21 protein-coding genes are annotated in these 19,472 nt (G+C 64.3%); 2 read left to right on the top strand and 19 right to left on the bottom strand.

Annotated features, from left to right (window positions below; all coding sequences use genetic code 11):
• Positions 1–95 precede the first annotated feature (95 nt).
• From ACIA03_RS14240 to ACIA03_RS14225, 4 genes are all read right to left on the bottom strand, one after another.
• Entirely contained in the window at positions 96–731 is a 636-nt protein-coding gene (locus ACIA03_RS14240; protein WP_396983451.1) for a transcriptional regulator, read from the bottom strand.
• 119 nt (positions 732–850) lie between these two features.
• Entirely contained in the window at positions 851–1,669 is an 819-nt protein-coding gene (locus ACIA03_RS14235) for a hypothetical protein (RefSeq protein ID WP_396983449.1), read from the bottom strand.
• A 27-nt stretch (positions 1,670–1,696) separates the two neighbouring features.
• The gene (locus ACIA03_RS14230; RefSeq protein WP_396983447.1) at positions 1,697–2,917 is read right to left on the bottom strand and encodes a hypothetical protein; all 1,221 of its coding nucleotides are present in this window, start codon (positions 2,915–2,917) and stop codon (positions 1,697–1,699) included.
• Between the two features lie 59 nt (positions 2,918–2,976).
• Positions 2,977–4,374, bottom strand: coding sequence for a hypothetical protein (locus ACIA03_RS14225; protein WP_396983445.1), 1,398 nt, complete (start codon positions 4,372–4,374; stop codon positions 2,977–2,979).
• 199 nt (positions 4,375–4,573) lie between these two features.
• Between ACIA03_RS14225 and ACIA03_RS14220 the strand changes: the two genes are divergently transcribed.
• A complete protein-coding gene (locus ACIA03_RS14220) occupies positions 4,574–5,014 on the top strand; it encodes a DUF3592 domain-containing protein (protein WP_396983443.1) in 441 nt (146 codons plus the stop codon).
• A 21-nt stretch (positions 5,015–5,035) separates the two neighbouring features.
• Positions 5,036–5,491 (top strand): DUF3592 domain-containing protein, encoded by a 456-nt coding sequence (locus ACIA03_RS14215; RefSeq protein WP_396983441.1) that lies wholly within the window; start codon positions 5,036–5,038, stop codon positions 5,489–5,491.
• A 2-nt stretch (positions 5,492–5,493) separates the two neighbouring features.
• Here the strand turns inward: ACIA03_RS14215 and ACIA03_RS14210 are convergent, their stop codons facing one another.
• From ACIA03_RS14210 to ACIA03_RS14140, 15 genes are all read right to left on the bottom strand, one after another.
• On the bottom strand, positions 5,494–6,120 hold the full coding sequence (locus ACIA03_RS14210) for a protein TPRXL (protein WP_396983439.1): 627 nt from the start codon (positions 6,118–6,120) through the stop codon (positions 5,494–5,496).
• A 1-nt stretch (position 6,121) separates the two neighbouring features.
• A complete protein-coding gene (locus ACIA03_RS14205) occupies positions 6,122–6,730 on the bottom strand; it encodes a hypothetical protein (protein WP_396983437.1) in 609 nt (202 codons plus the stop codon).
• A 106-nt stretch (positions 6,731–6,836) separates the two neighbouring features.
• The gene (locus ACIA03_RS14200) at positions 6,837–7,460 is read right to left on the bottom strand and encodes a hypothetical protein (RefSeq protein ID WP_396983435.1); all 624 of its coding nucleotides are present in this window, start codon (positions 7,458–7,460) and stop codon (positions 6,837–6,839) included.
• A 59-nt stretch (positions 7,461–7,519) separates the two neighbouring features.
• On the bottom strand, positions 7,520–8,614 hold the full coding sequence (locus ACIA03_RS14195) for a hypothetical protein (protein WP_396983433.1): 1,095 nt from the start codon (positions 8,612–8,614) through the stop codon (positions 7,520–7,522).
• An 86-nt stretch (positions 8,615–8,700) separates the two neighbouring features.
• Positions 8,701–8,997 (bottom strand): flagellar protein FlgN, encoded by a 297-nt coding sequence (locus ACIA03_RS14190; protein ID WP_141791353.1) that lies wholly within the window; start codon positions 8,995–8,997, stop codon positions 8,701–8,703.
• 109 nt (positions 8,998–9,106) lie between these two features.
• Positions 9,107–9,394: a WXG100 family type VII secretion target gene (locus tag ACIA03_RS14185; protein ID WP_141791345.1), complete on the bottom strand. Its 288-nt coding sequence runs from the start codon at positions 9,392–9,394 to the stop codon at positions 9,107–9,109.
• 348 nt (positions 9,395–9,742) lie between these two features.
• Complete coding sequence (locus tag ACIA03_RS14180) at positions 9,743–10,138, bottom strand: DUF3592 domain-containing protein (protein WP_396983431.1); 396 nt, start codon at positions 10,136–10,138, stop codon at positions 9,743–9,745.
• A gap of 72 nt (positions 10,139–10,210) precedes the next feature.
• The gene (locus ACIA03_RS14175; RefSeq protein ID WP_396983429.1) at positions 10,211–10,564 is read right to left on the bottom strand and encodes a hypothetical protein; all 354 of its coding nucleotides are present in this window, start codon (positions 10,562–10,564) and stop codon (positions 10,211–10,213) included.
• A gap of 393 nt (positions 10,565–10,957) precedes the next feature.
• Entirely contained in the window at positions 10,958–11,578 is a 621-nt protein-coding gene (locus tag ACIA03_RS14170) for a protein TPRXL (protein WP_396983427.1), read from the bottom strand.
• A complete protein-coding gene (locus ACIA03_RS14165) occupies positions 11,575–12,192 on the bottom strand; it encodes a hypothetical protein (RefSeq protein ID WP_396983425.1) in 618 nt (205 codons plus the stop codon). The genes ACIA03_RS14170 and ACIA03_RS14165 overlap by 4 nt, the downstream gene beginning before the upstream one ends.
• 37 nt (positions 12,193–12,229) lie before the next feature.
• Positions 12,230–13,420 carry a hypothetical protein gene (locus tag ACIA03_RS14160; RefSeq protein WP_396983423.1) on the bottom strand — a complete coding sequence of 397 codons (1,191 nt, stop codon included), beginning with the start codon at positions 13,418–13,420 and terminating at the stop codon, positions 12,230–12,232.
• 75 nt (positions 13,421–13,495) lie between these two features.
• Entirely contained in the window at positions 13,496–13,792 is a 297-nt protein-coding gene (locus ACIA03_RS14155) for a flagellar protein FlgN (protein WP_396983421.1), read from the bottom strand.
• A 130-nt stretch (positions 13,793–13,922) separates the two neighbouring features.
• Positions 13,923–14,210: a WXG100 family type VII secretion target gene (locus ACIA03_RS14150; protein ID WP_141791345.1), complete on the bottom strand. Its 288-nt coding sequence runs from the start codon at positions 14,208–14,210 to the stop codon at positions 13,923–13,925.
• A 331-nt stretch (positions 14,211–14,541) separates the two neighbouring features.
• Positions 14,542–14,829, bottom strand: a complete 288-nt coding sequence (locus ACIA03_RS14145; RefSeq protein WP_141791345.1) for a WXG100 family type VII secretion target — start codon at positions 14,827–14,829, stop codon at positions 14,542–14,544.
• A 126-nt stretch (positions 14,830–14,955) separates the two neighbouring features.
• Positions 14,956–19,461: an FtsK/SpoIIIE domain-containing protein gene (locus ACIA03_RS14140; RefSeq protein ID WP_396983418.1), complete on the bottom strand. Its 4,506-nt coding sequence runs from the start codon at positions 19,459–19,461 to the stop codon at positions 14,956–14,958.
• Between the last annotated feature and the right edge of the window lie 11 nt (positions 19,462–19,472).

The following is a 19,472-nucleotide window of genomic DNA, read 5'->3' as shown; positions in this document are numbered from 1 at the left end:
TCCCCTCTCCGAGACAACGGACGCCCAGATCCTAACGAGCCTGGGCGGAGACCTGCTACCGACGTAGCCGGTCTCCGCCCAGGTGGCGTCGAGACTCAGCTGGCGGGGATCTCCACCTGCTCGGTGAACTCCGCGATGGTCTTGTCCGAGCCGAGCACCTTCGCACCGTCGCGCTCGTACTCGATGAGGTACGTGTCGGCCTTCTCCTCGACCTGGAAGGCGATCCAGCCGGTGTGCTCACCGCCGTCGCGCCGCTGCACGTCCTCGAGCGGCGTACGCTTCGCGGCGGTCAGCTCCTCGGTCATCAGGCGGGTGTCAGCGCTCTCGAAGTCGGCGCCCTTGTCCCAGGAGATCTCGAAGTTCCCGTCCGAGATCCGACCGCCGTACTCCTTGCCAGGCTTGATCTTCACCTGGAGCAGCACGACCTCGCCACCCTCGGCGATGAGGTCGGCCTCCTCCGTCGACGGGAAGTCGCGGACGGCCGAGACGATCTCGATCGTGTCACCCATGTCGGGGTCCTTGAGCGTCTTCCCGATCTTCACCTCCGCCTCGGCGGCGGCAGGCGCCGCGGACGGAGACTCGGATGCCGGTGCGCTGGACTCGACCTCGACCGCCGCGTCGGCGTCCGCCTTGGTGTCGTCCGAGCCGCATCCGGTCAGGGTGAGCGCGAGGCCGACGCTCAGTCCGGCTGCGGCCAGTCGGCAGGTCCGGACGGTGGTGCGATTGCGCATGAAGGGGTCCTTTCAACGGTGAACGTTCCCGAGATCGAGAGGTACGCGCGTCACCTTGGCAACCCGAACCCGTCTGGTCGCGCTTTACTTCGGCGTGTCGCGCCGTGATCTCCCTGACATCAACGAACCTGCTTGTCGCTCGCGTCGAACTCGCGCCATCCCACGTGGCGATATTCCAGCACCCGCCGCCATTCCCGCTCGTCCAACCCATCGAGTTCCGACCAGTAGCCCAGGGGCATCTCCCGGAGCCGGATCCGGTCTCCTTCGTCCACCTTGACCAGCCGACGCTGGATGAGGATCTCCAGAAGCCTGTCGCGCGCCTTCCCTGCCCGCAGCCGCCGGCCCGAACCTCGTGGCCCCCTCGGTGGCGGCTTCCGGTTCTTCGCGCCACCCTCAGGCTTGGAGACCAGCTCGAGAACCAGATGTACGGTTCCGAGAATCGCGGCGACGAGCGCCAACGCAGCCAGCCAGGCCATCTCAGGTAGGTCGAGGATCAGAACCAAGACGTACGCCGCGCCCGCGCCGATCGCGGTGACGGCCGCGGTCGCCACCCCGAGGGCGCTTCGCCGGCGCGTCCCCCACCACGTTGAAAGCCCCAGGCCGACCATGAGGATCGCAAGCCCGAATGCGAGTCGGGCCAGCCACAGCAGTCCCTCGGCGCCGGTGCTCTGTGCTGGGGCGAGCGCAACCAGAACGAACCCGATCACGGCGGCCCCGTAGAACGGCGCAGCAATCAGAGCGAGAATCCCCAGGGCGACCACGCCCACGAGCTTCAGCACGAACATTCCCGGCAGCGGCGGGTAGTCGCGATCGAGCACCGCGGCCTCCGCCTCGCCCCAGTTCAACGGCTGGGAGAACCGTGCCGTACGCGCCCAGCTGTCGACCGCCTCCCGAGCCCACACCTTCTCTGCTTCATCGGTCTTGCGCGCCCACGCCATGAACGCCTTCGGCACCTCTGCCATCAGCTACTCACCCTTCTTGGCCAGCCATGCCGGATCGATCGCCAAAGCAGTGACGCTGGCGTCCTTGGTCGGGAAGTCGACGTCCTTCATGTCGATCTCCAGGGCGATGGAAGGCTCCCCGGTGGCCGGGTCCGTACGCACGAGGCTCAGCTCGGTCAGCTCCGTCCAGACGCGATCGCTGTGTCGGCTCCTGGACCACTTTCGCTCGTGCAGGTCGGTCTCGTTCGTGACCGTGTAGGCGGCATTCGACGAGTACGCCAGCACCTCGGCATCGAGCCCGACATATCCCTCCAGGTAGCCGACCTCGCGTGCCTCGACCGGTCCAGCGGCAGCGCTCGGAAGCGGTGCGCTCCACATCGTGTTCTCGACCACCCAGACGAGTTGGCCGTCCACAACCGTCACCGCAGAAGGTCCACCGATCTGTGAGGAGGCATCCTTCGGATAGACGATCTCGTGGTCGACGGCGGCCTTCGCCGCCGGCGTCCCCTTCGCGGTGTTCCAGGTGCGTACGAAGTCCTGGTCGTCGTCGTTCTCCCACCCTTCGTAGACGATGCCGTCGGCACAGGGCGACGTGGCGCCCGGACCGGTGGGCTCCAAGGTGCTCAACATGTCAGTGCCGTCGTGTGGATACGCCGAGGTCAACGCCGCGCGGTCCCACTGCTCCTCCGGGATCGACTCGCTGTCCTCCTCGAACGCCTTGGTGCCGGTTCCCCTCCCCGGCGCGAACACGCGCTCACCACACACCGCCGCCGTCGACGTCTCGCCGTACGGAGACACCCGTGTAGTCGTCTTGCCGCTCTCACCGTCGATGTAGGTCACGAACGGATCCTTGGACGAGTCCGCGGGGCTGAAACCGACCAACGTCCCCGCGCCGACCTGCACGCGGTACCACTCATGACTCGTCTCGAGAGACTTGTCGCCACTCGTGCGCTTGTTGTCGGTGAGCCCGGACTCGTCGATCACGTAGTCGTGCTTCGGGTCGGAGGTCGTGATCCCATGCTCCGTCCAGGAGATCCCGGCGCCCTCGACCCCTTCGAGCTCGATCGCTCGGGTCTTCCCCTCGGGCGAGACCAGCACGAGATAGCTGGAGTCCTCCCCGCCCTCGTGCACCCGCATCGCCAGGACCGCATCCTCGATCGCGAAGTCCTTGGGCGGCGCACCAACGCTGCACCCCGAGACCAAGGCTGCCGTGGCCGCCGTCATCGCTGCGATTCCCCGAGTCACCGCTCACATCCCGTCATCAGTAGGTGCGTAAAGACGCGGTAAGGCTAGCGATCCCGCTCCTACGTCGCGTTCGCCGCCTCGTCGGACTTCCGCTGCCCGACCCCAGGAGGCCGGATCGGCCAACGCTCACGGAGAAGGTTGCGGAACTCGCGCTCGCTCACCGTCTGCCACACCTGCAAGCCCATGCAGATGAGGACGAGGAACGCGGTCGCGCCGATCAGCCCCAGCGCAGGCGACACGTACGCACCGAAGATCTGGTCGCTGCCGCTATAGATGTCAGCAAAACCGCCCATGTCGAGGGAGCCCAGAAGCACGAGGCCGGTCCCGAACACGGACACCAGTCCCGCGACGAACCCCATCCCCTTCAGCGCCGGCAGCCCCTGGCGCTCCGAAAACCCGAGAAGCACTTGGTAAGGCGGCCGGTCAGTCGTCGGATCAGCCGCCCGCTCGCGCAACCAACGCTCCATCGCGCTCGTCCCCACCTGCGCCAGCACGGCGGAGGCGAGGATCATCAGCACGCAGACAACCACGACCGCCAGCATCAGCCACCAGATACCGCTGAGCAGGGTCTCTCCAGCTGCGTCGTACTCCGCCGCGTCAGCGAGCTCATACTTGGACGAACCCGGGTGGCGAACCGCCAGCCCGATCTGCATCAAGAACACAGCAACGAGCGCGAGCCCGCCGGGCAACAAGACGAGTGTCCGGGCAAGCGCCCGAAGTCGCCCTCCGGGGGCGCCTTCGATGTCGCCTTCCTGCACCGATGTCGGCTTCTTCGCCGCTCGTGCCCGCACCGCGTTCTCAGCCTCTTCCGGCCAGCGCGCGGCGACCTGTTCCCGCCATCGCTGCTGTCGCCCGGTCAGCCTGGCACGCAGCTTGTCGACCCCGACCCGCAGCCCGATGGTGTACGCCGCGACAACGAGCACAGCGAGCCAACCCTTCGCCGACTCCTCGACGACGGCAAACAGCACGAGCATCGCGACAGCAACCCCGCCGACCCAGAGATTCATCTTGGCGAAGATCCGCATCGATTCCAACGGCTCGCTCTCGACCTGCCGAATCTGCGAGGGAGGCGGCACCAAACGAGAGTCACTGTCGTCTGCCGCGGCGAACAGCGCCTTCGACACCCTCGCCTCTACAACGGTTTCAGCGAGTGTGATCGCCAAGAACGCCAGGTAGGCGAACGCCCCGAGAGGCAGGATCGAGATCCTCAGCAACAGATCCAGGTTGTCGCTGACGTCCTGAGCGCGATAGAGCGGAATCCAGCGCGCCAGCACGTCCGTGATGAGGCCCTCCTCACCCACCACACCGATCACGATCATGCTCACGAACGAGACGACCAATCCGCCCAAGAACGGCACCATGACGAAGCCCACCGCGTACGCCCACTCGGCCCGCATCCCAACCGCGTACTCGTGCCAGCGCGCATCGCCGGCAACCGTCTCCTCGGGATTGTTCACAGTTGCATTCCTTCCGAGATCCGCAATCCGCGCTTGCGCTGCAAGAAGATAGCCCACCTCAACGACACGAAGGCCGCGTCCCGAGGACACCGCGCGCGGAGCAGTCAGCGGGTGCGTCAGCGAACGAGTCCGATCGCGATCTATGGCCAACGCCGCCAGTTAGGGTGTGGGCCAACAACCTCGGGCGAGCGGAGCAATCATGAGTTCAGGTGATGTCGGCGCGCTGCTGGTCGGGCTCGCAATGCTGATCCTCCCGGCATGGCTGACGACTCATCTCGTACGCCGCTGGCGACGCCTGGCCACCTGGACACGCACCCAGGCAACGATCCGCCACGTTTGGAAGAAGAAGCACCAGTCGTCAGCAACCGGAACAACTTCGTCGGAGACGCCCATCCACGCGCGCTACGAGTACCGCGACACCGGCGGCATCCGACACGTCGGCGAGGTCGAGCACCTGGCGAAGCCGCAGGTCGGCGACCTCCTGGATGTCATCTACAACCCCGACGAGCCGGCCGCGAGCGACACCGTCTCCGGCGGATCCGTGGTCGGTCGCATCATCAACTACGGCTTCATCTTCATCTTGTTCGGCGGAGGTGGCATCTTCCTGATCCTCGCCGTCCTCGACCTGATCTCGCTCTGAACGAGAAAGGCGTTGGCCAGCATGGAAATGGATGACGTCATCGGGTTGACCCTGTGCGTCCTTGCGGGCATCGGGATCAGCACGGCGGGTTACCTGAATTTCGGCGACGCTTGGAGGCGAGCCCTCGCCAGCCGCGACTGGGCGCGGACCACCGCGCGCATCACCCGGGCATGGAAGGTGAATCTCGGCGGTGGTCCGGGCTCGACGAGATACAACGTCGACTACGCGTTCACTGCCCCCGAGACCGGCGGCAGCTACTACGGCCACAGCGAGGGCGGTGCCCCGGACATGAAGACCGGGGACGACGTCGAAGTGATGTACGACCCCAAGGGTCCGTACGACAACGAGCTGCCGCTGAACAGGTTCGAGAGGTGGTTCTACCCCGTCGCCTTCGGCACCCTCATCGTCGCCGGCGCCGTCCTAGCCGTCGGGGCCCTGGTCGCTGCGACCGTGATGATCGCCGACCTCACCCGCTAGAGCTACGCCGGCGGCGCCCAGCGAAGCGTCGAGGCACACACGTCGAGAGCCGTCTTCCAGCCGATGAACTTCGGGTCCGTGGCCGCCATCTCTGCCGGGCGGGCGATGGTCGCCGTCAACTGCAGACCGCGGCGCCGGTTGGAGCCCGGGACAGGCGCGACGTAGACGATGGACGTCACCACGATCGAGCCGCCCTCGATCTCCTTGCGTGACTCCCGCTCGAACCGGATGAAGCGCTTGTCCCCGAACAGCGGCTTGGCACCGTACTGCTGGATCGCGTGGGTGACGTACGCGTCGAGGCTCTCCCCGTTGGGCGAGCGCCGAATGGTGGCGAACATGGTGCCGGGAACGTACGCCTTGCTCGTCGTCTCACCGGTGGCCGCGAAGTAGGCGACCACGTTCTGCTGCTTCATCAGCGTGAAGGCCTGATCCAGCTGCGTACGGAAGGTCGCGTGCAGATCCGGCCTGTTGGCCGCCATGCATCGCGCCTTCAGCTGCGCATCGATCGCGTCGCGATCTGACTCGTTGGGAGCGTGCCGTTCCCAGCCGTCCAGGAGCTTCAGATAGAACTCCGGATCCTTGGTGACACCCAGGGTCTCCCTCAGGGAGCCTCCGCCGTTCACGGACATGTCAGGCCCTTCCATCAGTAGAAACGAGGGGCGTCCGGTCGAGCTCGTCGAACTCGTCGTAGGACACGATCGACCGTGCCCGCAGGGTGGTCAGCGCGCGATGCCGCGACGCGAGCAGCACCTCCAGGTCGTCGGACGACAACGTGGTCACATCCACCGTCGGCGGCTTCTCCTTCGAGTAGAGCCGAAATGCCGCGACGAGCGCGACGATCTCCAGCACCAACAGCACAACAGGCGCGACCAGGAGAGGGAATCTCGGGTACGCCTCAGGGTCGCTGATGAGAATGAGGACCAGGAGGAGGACGGTCGAGACCAGCAGGATCACCGAGAACCCGACGAGGTTCCGGTTCCACTGCCGATGCGATTCCTGCAGCCACGGAACCAGAAAGTAGAGGATCGAGACTGCGCCCAAAGCACAACCGATATAGATGAACGGGACTTCGACACCCGCCGAGAAGTCTTCGGAGAACTTCGTCAGGCCCCCGCCGCTGATGAAGACGCCCACGGCGATCAACGGTCCACAGAGTCCGATCAGAGCCAGCCAGAACATCAAGCCGGCGCCGACCTTCGTCAGCCCGGAACGCTGACGCTTCCTGGCAGCGGCCTCCAACTCGATCTGGGCGTAGTCCAGGACAACGCGGTTCAGCTCGTTGATGTCGAACTTCTTGAAGTTCCCATGGACCGTCGCCCACGTCGACGGATTCGGCGCAGCGGCCTTAGGCATTCGAGGACAACTCCCACTCATCGGCGTCCGACCTGGTGATCCCAGGGACGGCTTCGGATACGAACGGCTCGCCATTCGGCTGCGTGACGCGCAAGTTCGAAAGGATCAAGGGCATCTGCGCGAGCGTCATCTCGAAGACACGACGCTCACCCGACTCGACGATCACCAGGACGCTTCCCGATGCCGCGGTGAACGCGTAGACGGCCGTCGACAGATGGTACAGAACGCGATGGATCTCTTCGTCGCGCGTCGCCAGGCACTTGAGGCCCGGCCCCATCTCGGCTCCGGGATACTCGTCGATGTCGAATCCGGCCTGACGCCATTCCTCCTGTGCGTACGGCTCCCCGGTGGCGAGAATGACTCGGACACGGCTCGACACCGGAACCGACAGCGGCCAGTGGACCATCGTCGCCAGCGTTCCCGCTGATTCTGCCAACGGGAAAACGCTGTTGAGCGTGTCCTCGACGACGGCCTGCGCGGTCGAGGGATCGTCCCACCGCGTCGCAAGTCTCGCGCACTCGTCGCGTACCCAGGTGTCCTGGTCCTTCGAGTCACGTGGACTCAGAGACCAGTTGTCTTCCGGGTAAATACCCTCAGCAGTCCATTCGTCTTCCATGATCATCCCCTGTCAAGAACGCCAGCCGTGCCGGTGGACATCGCTACCAACACCCCGGATCAGCCGAACGGGTTGTCGGTGAGCGTGTCCGGCAGCCCAGTCGCGGCACCGACTGCACTGAAGGACGCCGCGATCTGCTTTCCGATCGCGCCCTGGATCTCCGCGCCCGCCCAGCCCGCCTTCGCGTAGTTGCCGAGCCTGGTGAAGTCTCCGACCTCTAGCCCCGTGTGCAGGCTCGTCATGATGTCGGGGAAGCTCTTGATCGCTGTCGCCTCACCGATGCCTCCGGCGACCTTGAAGCCGGCCTTGAACTTGGCGAACTTCGATGCGCCCTCGCCCAGAGCCGTGACTCCGTCCGCCATCTTGCCGAACTTTCCGAACGGGATGACGTCCAGCACCGCCAGTCCCAGGTCCGCGAGCGAACATTCGCCGGCGCAGAACTGGATCGTCCGGCACAGCAGGATCGCGGCCGAGACGGCGAGCGCGATCGCTGCGATCGGGCCAGCGACGAACAGACCGACGACGAAGAGGACCATACCGATGACCTCGAGGACGGCGATGATGTCATCGAGGACCTCCCAGAAGCCGTCCTCGATCTTGCCGGACATCTCGTTGCCGATGCCGCTGACCGCGGCGTCGTACGCGTCCTCCCAGGAGTCGTAGTAGCCGTCCCAGGTCTCGGCGGCGTTCTCCCAGTCGGTGCGGGCCTGTTCCTTCGCTTGGTCGGCTTCCTCCTCCTGCTGCGCCTCGGGGCTTCCTTCCTCCGGCCCGGCGCCCGGAAGATGGTTGGGCGCACCCTCCATGCTTTCGAACTTGGCCCACAGGTCCTCGCAGGTGTCGACCTGCGACCTGATCAGCGGCTGCCACTGCTGAAGCTCTTCGCCGTACTTGGCGATGATCGGCCCGACCGGCGTGTAGAGCGCGGCGGCCTCTTCGAGCGTCTTGTACGAGTCGCCGATCTTGTCTTGAAGCTTTTCGACGGCCTTGCCGTCCATCTCGCCGTTGGCGAGGTCGTGCTCCGAGATCTTCTTCAGCTCTTCATAACAGGACTTCATCATCTCGCCCAGACGCTCGATGGCGTCGCCGCGCTCGATGATGCCCGAGGGGTTGCCCTCGACAGTCTTGATCTCTCTGCCCTTAGGTGATGAATCCATGGCTCATGTGCTCCTTCGTCGAGCCCGTCGGGTGTCCTGAATCGTCCGCCCCGCCGCGGTCACCGCGTCGCGGGTCGCCGGACGTCCTACTTGGTCTGGAACTGAAGGGCAGTCTCGCTGTCCCAGTTCTCGAAACCGTCGACTACGCCTTTGACGTGCTCGTGGAGCTCCTTCAGGCTGTCCTTGAGTTCGTCGCGCTTGTCATCCCAGCGCTCCTCGAAGTCCTGTGCCTTGTCCCGGAGGTCACCGCGGCCGTACGGATTGCCGATGTCCGCCTCGAGCTCCTCGGACTGGCTCGTCGCATTCTCGAACTCGCTCACGATCGAGTCCAACTGTGTCGCGATCCTCGAGAGTGTCTCGATCTTGATCTTGACGTCCGCCACCGCTCGCTCCCCTTCGATCTTCCGTCAATCTGCCCGGTCAAAGTTGCCGAAATGCCGCTTCGGGCGGGGCGATCGCTCTCGCGTCGCCCCGCCCAACCAAGCGATTGGATCAGCCGCCGGCGAGCTGGCTGTCCAGGTCCTGGATCGCCGTGGCCATGTCACGCAGAGCCTGAGCCATGTCCTCGACACCAGCAATGGCGTCCTTCAGACCCGTGGTCATCTCCGAGTAGCCGTCCTGGAACTTACCGGACGCCTTCTCCGTCTTGAACCCGTCCTGAACCAGCTCGTCCACGTAGCCCTGGCACTCGTCCAGCGCGGACTCGATCGTGTCCTTGCCCTGGTCGAGCTTGTCGGCGGTGCCGGTCATCTCGTCGTATGTTGCCCCGAAGTCACTCATCGATCATTGCCTTTCCCGCGATTTCCATTGCAGAACGCCCGTCGGGGCGTCCGGTCGTCACCGTATTGCACGCGACGCCGTGTAGTGAAGCGTAAATTCAGGCTTGTTGTCACCTTCATACGCTGGTGGCCGCCAAGTTGCGTCACACGACCCGCAAAGTTGCTCCAACAACCTCGGAATCCTGCTGCCCGTGCTCCCTTAGCGACGTCTCTAGCCTGGTTGAAAAGCAGCCCCGATCCACACTTCGACTACGTTTCGGGCCCCAACTCGGCGGGATCGGGGTGCCGTCAGCACACCGCCGACGGTCGTTTTGCCGAGCGTCACCCTCGCGTAGACCGACGAGCGACCTCAGGCCCCTAAACCTGAGGCGATCAACAGCACGCCAATAACAAGCAAGACCGCCGAGAAAACTAGGAGAATGTACAACCAAGTCATAGAGGACGCTTCGCTGATTTCTGGATTGTCAGGATCGTACATGACAGCAATTCGGGAGTTTCGCTTCGGCTCCCTAAACCACGGCGTATCGGTCCCCGATCGTTGCTGCCCTGCCGAGTCCACGTACTGATAGCGCACAGACGTCTGAGTTTCTCCATTGCTCCGACGCTTCGTCTTGACCGACGTGACCGTTCCGTCGACATGTATCCACGAGCGCCGACGCAGCGACGTGCGAACCGCCATGATCAGCACAACCGGAAACACGAGTGCCAACAACACGCCAACGCCAAACAAGCTCAGCGATTCCATCGGAGAACCTTCCTAATCAGACTGTCGCGCAACGTCTCCTTGTCCACAGTCGAGGCGTCGCCGAGCGCGCGGTTAGGAGCGGTCATCAAGCTCTCCCCACGAACCAATCGGCATATCCAACATCGCGGGGATGTCGATACTCCTCTCGTCTACCACCCCGCGCTTCACGAGCGCTTCGAGGACCCTTGCTCGGACGTTGTTGTAGCTTCGATCCTCTCGACTCTGCGGGCGCAAGCTTCGCGGCGTATAGCGTCGCCATCCGTTAGAACCAAGCACCAGCAGGACGAACACGCCGACTCCCGCGACCGCCGCAACTGCCGTGAGAACCATCAACGCGCGTCCGCCAAGGTCCGCGCTGCCGCGTTGCAGCAGGATGAACGCAATCACAGATGAAACTCCGGACAATGCAGTCACGATGAGGTCCATCGGTCGCCGCCTGCGCCCACTCGAGCGCCACATCTCCCAGGTGACGACAGGAATTACCAGAGCAATCAAGAAACACGCAAACGCCGCTCGGCCCCAGCCTCCCGAATCGGGAATGGCCCCACCAACTCGAGCGAGTAATATCCCTACACCGGCCATCGGGAGGGCGTACATAATGACCCCAACAACGTAAAGCGGAATCCCGAAGATGGGGTTGGGGCCCGGAGCGGGATTACCATCCGGGACTGGCGCACTGAGGATCCGATTCTCGACAGCAGACCACTGCACCGGAGTCGGAAATTCAGCCACGCGCGCCCAACGAACAATCTCGTCCGCGCCTGACGAACGTTCACTCATAAAAAACTTTGCTCCACTTCTGCATCGCTATGCCGGGGATCAGGAGGTTACAGTGGAGGTACGCCATCTAAGACTTGAGACGCAGGAGTCGAAAAGGAACTTAGCTCCCAGAACGTAAGGGTCATCTGGCGCCATCTCCAGCGGCGTCGCAAACCCTCCCACAATTTGCAGCGCGCGGCGACGCTTGGTTCCAGGGATCGGAATTAGGTACGTCGCCGTTCGGCTCACGACCGACTCACCACCCACCTGGATGGTCTTCTCTTGCTCATAACGCAACGTCCGCACGTCACCCATCAATGGCTTCGCACCGCGACCCACAATCAGTCCGCGGGCCAACTCGTCAAGGCTGGATCCTGGGTCCGGCCGACGAATGGAAGCAACCATCGAAGCCGGCAACCACAACGTCGTCCGTTGCTGCTCAGTCGCCACAAAGAACGCGAACGCACCATTTTGTCGCATCTCGTCGAAGGACTTCTTGAGCAATCGGCGAAGTTCCGCGTAGAGCTCAGGTTTGTGTTCTTGCATTAGTCGCCGCTTCAAACCGGAGACCATGGCTTCAAACGTCTGCTCATCGACTTCGCTTCGCGACCAGCCCGGCGGGAGGGTCATCTCAAAGTCCGGATCAGGCGCAACGCCGAGCGACTCTCTCAGGCTGTTCATGCGCTCTCCTCGAATCGCCAGGGCGAATCCTCTAGGACGCCATCGAACTCGACCGACCGGAACGATTTACCATCACTCGACCGAACGAGACGAAGCGTTGCAAGCAGCGCCATCGCTCCTCGTAGCGCGTAGACAGTCAATGGCTCATACGCTTCCGCCACACTTACGACTAGGGTCGAGTCCCCGTCGTCGAAGACGAAATGTACCCCCGCAAGAGGCACATTCGGACCATCGTCGTTAACGACTTCCCGCTTTGTGGAGCATTGAACCCCGGGACCGATATACGGAGCATCAAATCGGTGGACGATCGCATCACTGTCAATCCAGTCTGGCATGTCGGCGCTCGGGTAGAGACCGATGTGACATGTAGCGATATCGCCAGCTAGTGGCGGCCAAACCTGGAACGTAGCGATCGAGTCCGCGGTATCACTTTCGGCGATCCCAGCGGTTAGTACTTCCAGGGCCTCGTCCTTCGTGATGGGCTCACCATCCCAGCCTTCTTTACCGATCAAGTCATCGAGAACTGTGGAGACCCATTCGTTTCGCTGCTCGTCATCCATGCCCTTCGGAACGAACAGCCACCCTGGGACCTCGATATCTTCGGCCAAGTCCAATGACCAAATATTCTGAGTCACGTCCTGCCCATGCCTCTCAGCCGACCCACGATGGCAACTTGGGGGCGTTTGGAAGGTTGATGACGGGAAGACGATCGATCTTGTCGTACGTCCCGAGAACACCGGTTCCGGTGCCGATTGCATAGTCGAAGCGCGCTAGGTTCTTGACTGCACCGCCATTGCGGGTCGCAGCAAACTCGGCACCTTCCCAAAGTGCCTTGTGCGATCGATACACACTCTTGAAGCCTTCGTTTCCGAGCACCAACTTTTGAAAGCCAGCGCCGGCACCACGATACTTGAATGCGCCGATCAGACCATCCTTGTAGAAGAGCTTCGGATTCTTCAGTGCCGACGTAAGCCCCTTGCACGCGGTGAACTTCCCGAAGATAGCCGACTTCGTCGCAGCCTTGTTGAGATGCGCAAGCTTACCGAATGTAGTCATCTTGCCGACCGGGATAATGCTGACTGCAGCGAGGAATATATCCGTCTTGTTTGCCTCGTCATTACAATACTGACCAATGACGGCGGCGAGGTAGATAACCCCAGCGACGAGCGCAATCGCCGCAAGAATCGGCCCACCGATAACCAAGGCAACAACCGCGATAACTACAGTGACGACCGCCATGACCTCTGCGATGTCCGACCAGAAACTGTCCTCGATCTTGCCAGAGGTTCCGTCGGTGATGCCGTTCGTAGCCTCATCGAAGGCATCTTCCCAGACGTCGTACCAGGTGTCGAAGGTCTCAGCCTCAGCCTTCCAGTTGTCGTACGCTTCCTTCTTGGCCTTGTTGTCCGCGGCTTCCTCTTTGTCAGTGCCACCGATTCCGAGAAGGCCACCTTCCTCCTCCGTGGTGCTGTCGTCCTTGTCGCCCGGGAGGTTCTCGTAGGTCGACCACAGCTCCTTGCATGTGTTGGCACTCCCGTCGATCCTCGGCTTGCACGTCTCGAGCGATTCGCCGTACTGCACGAGAACAGGCCCAACGGGCTCGTAGAGGTCACCGGCCTCTCTTAGCTTCTCGTGAGAGTCGCCGATGATCTCTTGAAGCTTCTGGATGGCCTGACCCTGCTGCTGTCCATCCGAGAGGGTGTTGTCCTTGAGAGTCTGCAGAGTTGTGGCAGCGTCATGCATCTTCTTGCCGAGGCTCTCGATCTGCTTGCCTCGCGAAACGATCTCTCCGGGCGTGCCTTCAACATGCTTGATCTCCCTGCCCTTGGGAGAGTCTTCCATCCCGCCAAACATCGACTTGATCTCCTTGTTCCCGAGCTACAGCCCAGTCGTTTCCGCCACCACGCTACTGTCGTCTCACTTGGACTCGAACGCCAGCGCGGTCTCGCTGTCCCAGTTCTGGAATCCATCAACCACGCCCTTGACATGCTCCTGGACGCCCTTGAGGGCATCCTTCAGCTCGTCACGCTTGTTGTTCCATCGATCCTCGAAATCCTCAGCAGCTTCCCGCAGGTCATTGCGGTCGAAGGGGTCCCCGATGGCGTCCTCGAGCTTGTCGGCACGACTGCTCGCCTGCTCGAACTCCTCGACGATACTGCTGAGGCTCTTGGCCACCGTGTCCAACTCAGCGATCTTGATACTGACATCGGCCATAACCGACCGTCCTTCTTTCCCAAACAGACTCTTGACGTACCAACACTCGCCGATGACGGGGCGATGCACCGTCATCGGACGGCAGCGGCGGGTCACCCGTCGGGTTGACCCCGCCGCCACCTGCCGTCGATCAGCCGCCGGCGAGCTGCGAGTCCAGGTCCTGAATGGCAGTCGCCATGTCACGCAGAGCCTGCGCCATGTCCTCGACACCAGCAATGGCGTCCTTCAGACCCGTGGTCATCTCCGAGTAGCCGTCCTGGAACTTACCGGACGCCTTCTCCGTCTTGAACCCGTCCTGAACCAGCTCGTCCACGTAGCCCTGGCACTCGTCCAGCGCGGACTCGATCGTGTCCTTGCCCTGGTCGAGCTTGTCGGCGGTGCCGGTCATCTCGTCGTATGTTGCCCCGAAGTCACTCATCGATCTTCGCCTTTCCCGCGATTTCCATTTCACGACACCCGATTGCGGCGCCGTTCGTCACCATCACTCACGCGTCACATAGTCGTGAAGCGTGAACTCGACGAGCCGACACCCTCATCCCGGGCGTGGTCCGAGATCTGGGCAATCAACGTCGTCGCGGTAGTCCTACCCGCTACGTCGAGTTCTAAACATCTTCGAAAGTAAAGTTTCTGCTAGCCCGGTTAGAGGGTCGCGGCAGCGCACCGGCGGGTGTCGACACCGCAGCACCTGACCGAGACGGGTGATGGTGGGCCGACAGACGCCAGCCCACCACCTTGGCAAGCGTTGTTGCTCAGCCGCCGGCGAGCTGCGAGTCCAGGTCCTGGATCGCCGTGGCCATGTCACGCAGAGCCTGAGCCATGTCCTCGACACCAGCAATGGCGTCCTTCAGACCGGTCGTCATCTCCGAGTAGCCGTCCTGGAACTTGCCCGACGCCTTCTCCGTCTTGAACCCGTCCTGGACCAGCTCGTCCACGTAACCCTGGCACTCGTCCAGCGCGGACTCGATCGTGTCCTTGCCCTGGTCGAGCTTGTCGGCGGTGCCGGTCATCTCGTCGTATGTTGCCCCGAAGTCACTCATCGGTTATTGCCTTTCCCGGGATTTTCATGAGGTGACGCCCGTAAAAACGCCGCTGGCCACGCTAGGCCACCCTTCACAAGGTTGTGAAGGGTAAAAACAGATTCGTTGTCGGAATCATGCAGAGGTTCATGCAGAGCCCTCGGAGTCGCTCGCCAGAGGCATCTGCATGGTCACCATGCGACCCGCCTGGACGAAGATGCCTCGGCCCGCAGGGAAGTCGGTGCGCTTGAGCTTGCCGAACGGAACCTTGAACAGCGTGTCGCCGTCGTAGGTGTCCGGCTTGAGCACGATGCCCTGGCGGGCGGCCTTCCATTCACCCATGACACCCGAGCCGCCGCCGGCGCGGGTGACGTCGGCGTCGCCGACGAACAGGTGGTCGGAGTTGTTGATCGCCTGGAGCAGGGCGCGCATCGGGCGGTCGGCGGGGCCGTCGGCCAGGTGGGTCATGTCCTCGGCGACGATCATGATGCGGCCGGGGAAGGACTCGTCGGCGACGATCTCGGCGAGCTCGGTGACGAGCGCCTTCTCGTCGTCGGGGCGGGTGGCGCTGCGTACCCAGGGCCTGAAGTCGCCGAGCAGGGCACGGCGGCTGCCGAGGTGGAACAGCTTCACCTCAGGATCGAAGCGTTCGACGGACTCGACGAGCGCCTTGAGAGCGTTCGTCTTACCCGACTGCGGCGGGCCGGTGATGATGAACGAGCCGATCGGGTCGAAGCCACGCGCCGACAGGGTGTCGTCGGAGATACCGAAGACGGGCTGGCCGTTGGCCTGGGCGGGGAGGTCCCGGCTGTAGATCTTCGTCGGCAGGGCACCGATCTCGCCGACCTCCCGGACGCCCTGTGCCCGCAGCTGGGAGACCAGCTCGTCGAGCGCCTTGGTCTGCTCGGCGACGTTGGTCGTGCCGCCCAGCACAGCGAGCTGCACCTCGGCCTTGTCGACGACGGCGCGGCCGGGCACCGACTGCTCGTTGAGTACGTCCTTGGGTGCTCCGACCAGGACGTACTGGCTCGGGTCGGAGAGCCGCATGACGACACGGCGCGGGATGTTCGCGAAGACGGCCGTCGGGACGGACCCGGACCGGTCGGCGGTGATCACCGCGTGGATGCCGAGCGGGCGGCCCTCGCCGAGGACCCGCATGAAGGACTGGTAGAACGGCGCGCGACCGGCGGCGATCTCCCACTCCTTCTTGAACTCGGGGTAGTTGTCGATCAGGAGCAGGATGCGCGGCATCGACTGGTCGGCGATCTCACGGTATTCGGAGAGATTCGCGGCCGCGGCCTTGGAGAACAGCTCCGAACGGCGGTCCATCTCCCGCTCGAGGGTGCGCATCAGCCGCTGCAGACGCTCGGCGTCGTCACCGTCGATGATCGAACCGACGTGCGGGAGACGCTCGATCGCGCCGAGGGCGCCGGAGGCGAAGTCGAGACCGTAGACCTGGACCTGGCCGAGCTCCGGACGGGCTCCGGCGGCGGTCGCGATCGTCTTCAGCAGGGTCGACTTACCCGAACCCGAGGACCCGAAGATGAGCAAGGAGCCGTCGCGGTCGGGCGCGAAGTAGATCGCGTTCTGCTGCTGACGCTCCGGGATGTCGGCGAGACCCAGCAGGATCTGTCCGTCGCCCTCCAGGGGCAGGTCGCGCATGTCGACCACGGAGGCCAGGTCGTCGAGCCACGGACGCCGCGGGGTCATCAGCCCGGCGGTGGCCGAGGCCTTGATCAGGTTGGCCACGATCCGCTTCTGGTCGTTGGGGCCGAGGTCCTCGTCGTGCGAGTCGCTCTCCGGCGGACGCTCCGGCTCCCACTCGGTGATCGAACCGAACTTGAGCTCGGCGACCTTCACGTCGGCGGTGACCACCTCGTCGTCGCGCGTCCAACCGCCCGCATAGGCCGACTGGAACGGCGTCAGGCGACCCGGTCCCGTCTTCGCGATGCCGCGACCGGGAATGGACGGCGGGAAGGTCCCGGCGATCGGGTCGTCGACGACGTCCTTGGAGTCGGTCTCGTCGGCCATCCGCAGCGCGACGCGGAGGTTGGTGTTGGCCCGCAGGTTGTCCTTGATGACACCGGCCGGGCGCTGGGTCGCCATGATCAGGTGGATGCCGAGCGAACGGCCTCGCTGAGCGATGTCGACGACACCGTCGACGAACTCCGGCACCTCACCGGCAAGAGCGGCGAACTCGTCGATGACCAGCACCAACGCGGGCGGGCACTCGGGGTCCTGACGCTTCTCCAGCTCGAGGAGGTCCTTGGCCTTCTTCCGGTTGAAGAGGTGCTCGCGGTAGTGCAGCTCGGCCTTGAGGCTGGTCAGGGCGCGGCGTACGAGGTGCGGGCTCAGGTCGGTCACCAGACCGACGCAGTGCGGCAGCTCGATGCAGTCGGCGAAGGCCGAACCGCCCTTGTAGTCGACGAAGAGGAACGTGACCCGGTCGGGCGAGTGCGCCGACGCGATGCCCAGCACCCACGCCTGCAGGAACTCGGACTTACCGGCACCGGTGGTGCCGCCGACGAGGGCGTGCGGGCCCTGCGTACGCAGGTCGAGGGTCATCGCGTCCGAGGCACCCTGGCCGATGATGGCACGCAGGTTTCCGGCCTTCTTCAGCCGCGGGCGCGGGCGGTCGGAGCGGTCGATGATCGAGTTGTTCTGCCGCCAGCGCTCCACGACGGAGTGCGGGTCCTCGGCAACCTCGTTGCCGACCAGCGACAGGAAGCCGACCGAGTTGGGCAGGTCGGAGGAGTCGTGGACGACGGTGCTCGCGTCCACCACCGGCGCGAGCCGCTTGGCGAACATGTCCATGTAGGCGTTGGAGACACCCTCGACCGTGACGCCCTCGTAGAGGTCGCCGTTGCGGACGAGTCCGACGGTGGCGCGCTCCAGGCCGTTGCTGACGTCCAGGAAGCTGCGGCACACCGCCGGCAGCGCCTCGACGGTGGACGACATGAACACCGCATGTACGCCGACATCAGCTCCGCGCTCGAGGACCTGGACCAGCCGGGCACGATCCACCGGAGCGTCATTGGTGACGAAGACGATGATGGAGACCTGCACGCGTGCGTTGGTCTCCTCGCCGGCCCGAGCGACGTCGGTGCCGTACTGCATCGGGTTCCACTTCTCGGCGAACGGGCCGCGGTGCTCCGCCGTCCGCCCGGCGCGCATGATGTATTCCTCCAGCGCGCTGAGCAGGGCGTTGGCCGTCGGCGCGGAGTCGGCCAGCGGCATGTCCTTGAACCGGTTGGTCTCCGAGGTGGTGTGCGGCAGCCACTTGAGCCACTCGAACTCCGGGACCCAGTCCGGGTCGGCGAAGGCGACGGTCACGACCTCGTTGGGCGCGTGCAGGCCGAAGAGCTGCACCGCGAGCCCACGCATCGCGTCGGCGGCCGGGCCTGCCGGTCCGGCGACACCCACGGAGCCCACCGCAGGCAGCGACTCCAGGAGCGGTACGTCGTCGACGTACTTGTAGCGCTCCTGGAGTCGCTCGATGCGCTCGATGAACTCGGGAAGGCCGTTCTGGGTGTCGCGCTCCGCGATCGAGTTGCGCGACAGGGCACGGGTGGTGCCGAGACGTACGGCCAGGAAGTTCCAGTGCTCGGGGCGCCGGGTCCACAGCCGCGGACCGAGCTGCATCGCCTGCTCGAAGACCTCGGCGACCGCCGGGACCTCCTCGTTGCGCGCCAGCTCCTCCTCGGGCTTGCTGCGGTAGAAGACCTCTTCCAGCTTCTCGAACTGCCGCTCGAAGAGCTCGATCTCATGGTCCTGCTTCGCGCCGGCCTGACGGTGCTGGTTGATGTAGTTGCCGACCGCCATCATCGGCGTCATCACGACCAGCAGCAGTGCCCGGGCACGGCCGGTCATCGCGTAGATCGAGAGCGCCATGATGATCGGCGCGATCAGCACGAACCACGGGAACAGCTTCTTCTGCATCTCGGTCGGCATCCACGGGGGCGGGTGCTCGGTGCCGGGATAGCGGACGTCGACCCGCGGGCTGCGGTTGAAGAGCAGGCCGCCGCCGCGCTCGAGCACCGGGTCCTCGACCGTGTCGAGGAAGTCCTGGGAGAGCTGCATGACCAGCGTCGTGCTGCCGATGACGACGGGCGTGTCCGGCGCCAGACGTACGCGGGAGACCTGTGTGCCGTCGACGACGACGCCGTTGGCGGAGTTGAGGTCGACCAGCTCGACCGAACGGTCCACCTCGATGCGGGCGTGGCGCTTGGAGACCATCGGGTCGGCGAGCACGATCTCGTTCTCCGGGCCGCGACCGATCGAGGCATGCCCGGTGACCAGCGGGAACGCCTGACCGCGCACGGGCCCGTCGATCGCTCGCAGGACGCCGACGCTCTTGCGCCGCGAGCCGGTCGCCTCGTGATCCGGTCCCAGGTTGACCACGGCCGCGGCGAACCCGGACCCGATCGGAGCCTCGCCGATGGGGATGTCGTGCTGGAGCGGCTCCATCCGCTCCGCGGTCGGCGGGGCGACCGCCAGGGTCAGGACGTCGTGCTCACCCGCGATGATCGAACGAGCCGGGTCGGCGTCGGCGATGTGCCGAGCGACGTCACCGGCGGTGGCCGTCGAGTCAGCTGTGACGATCACATCCGCAGGCGCGACACCGGGCCGGTGCAGAGTGAGCTTGACCTTCATCCTTCGTTCCC

The sequence above is a fragment of the Nocardioides sp. NPDC051685 genome (genome assembly GCF_044453405.1).
Taxonomy (GTDB): Bacteria; Actinomycetota; Actinomycetes; order Propionibacteriales; family Nocardioidaceae; genus Nocardioides.
This window is presented reverse-complemented; position numbering and strand designations above follow the sequence as displayed.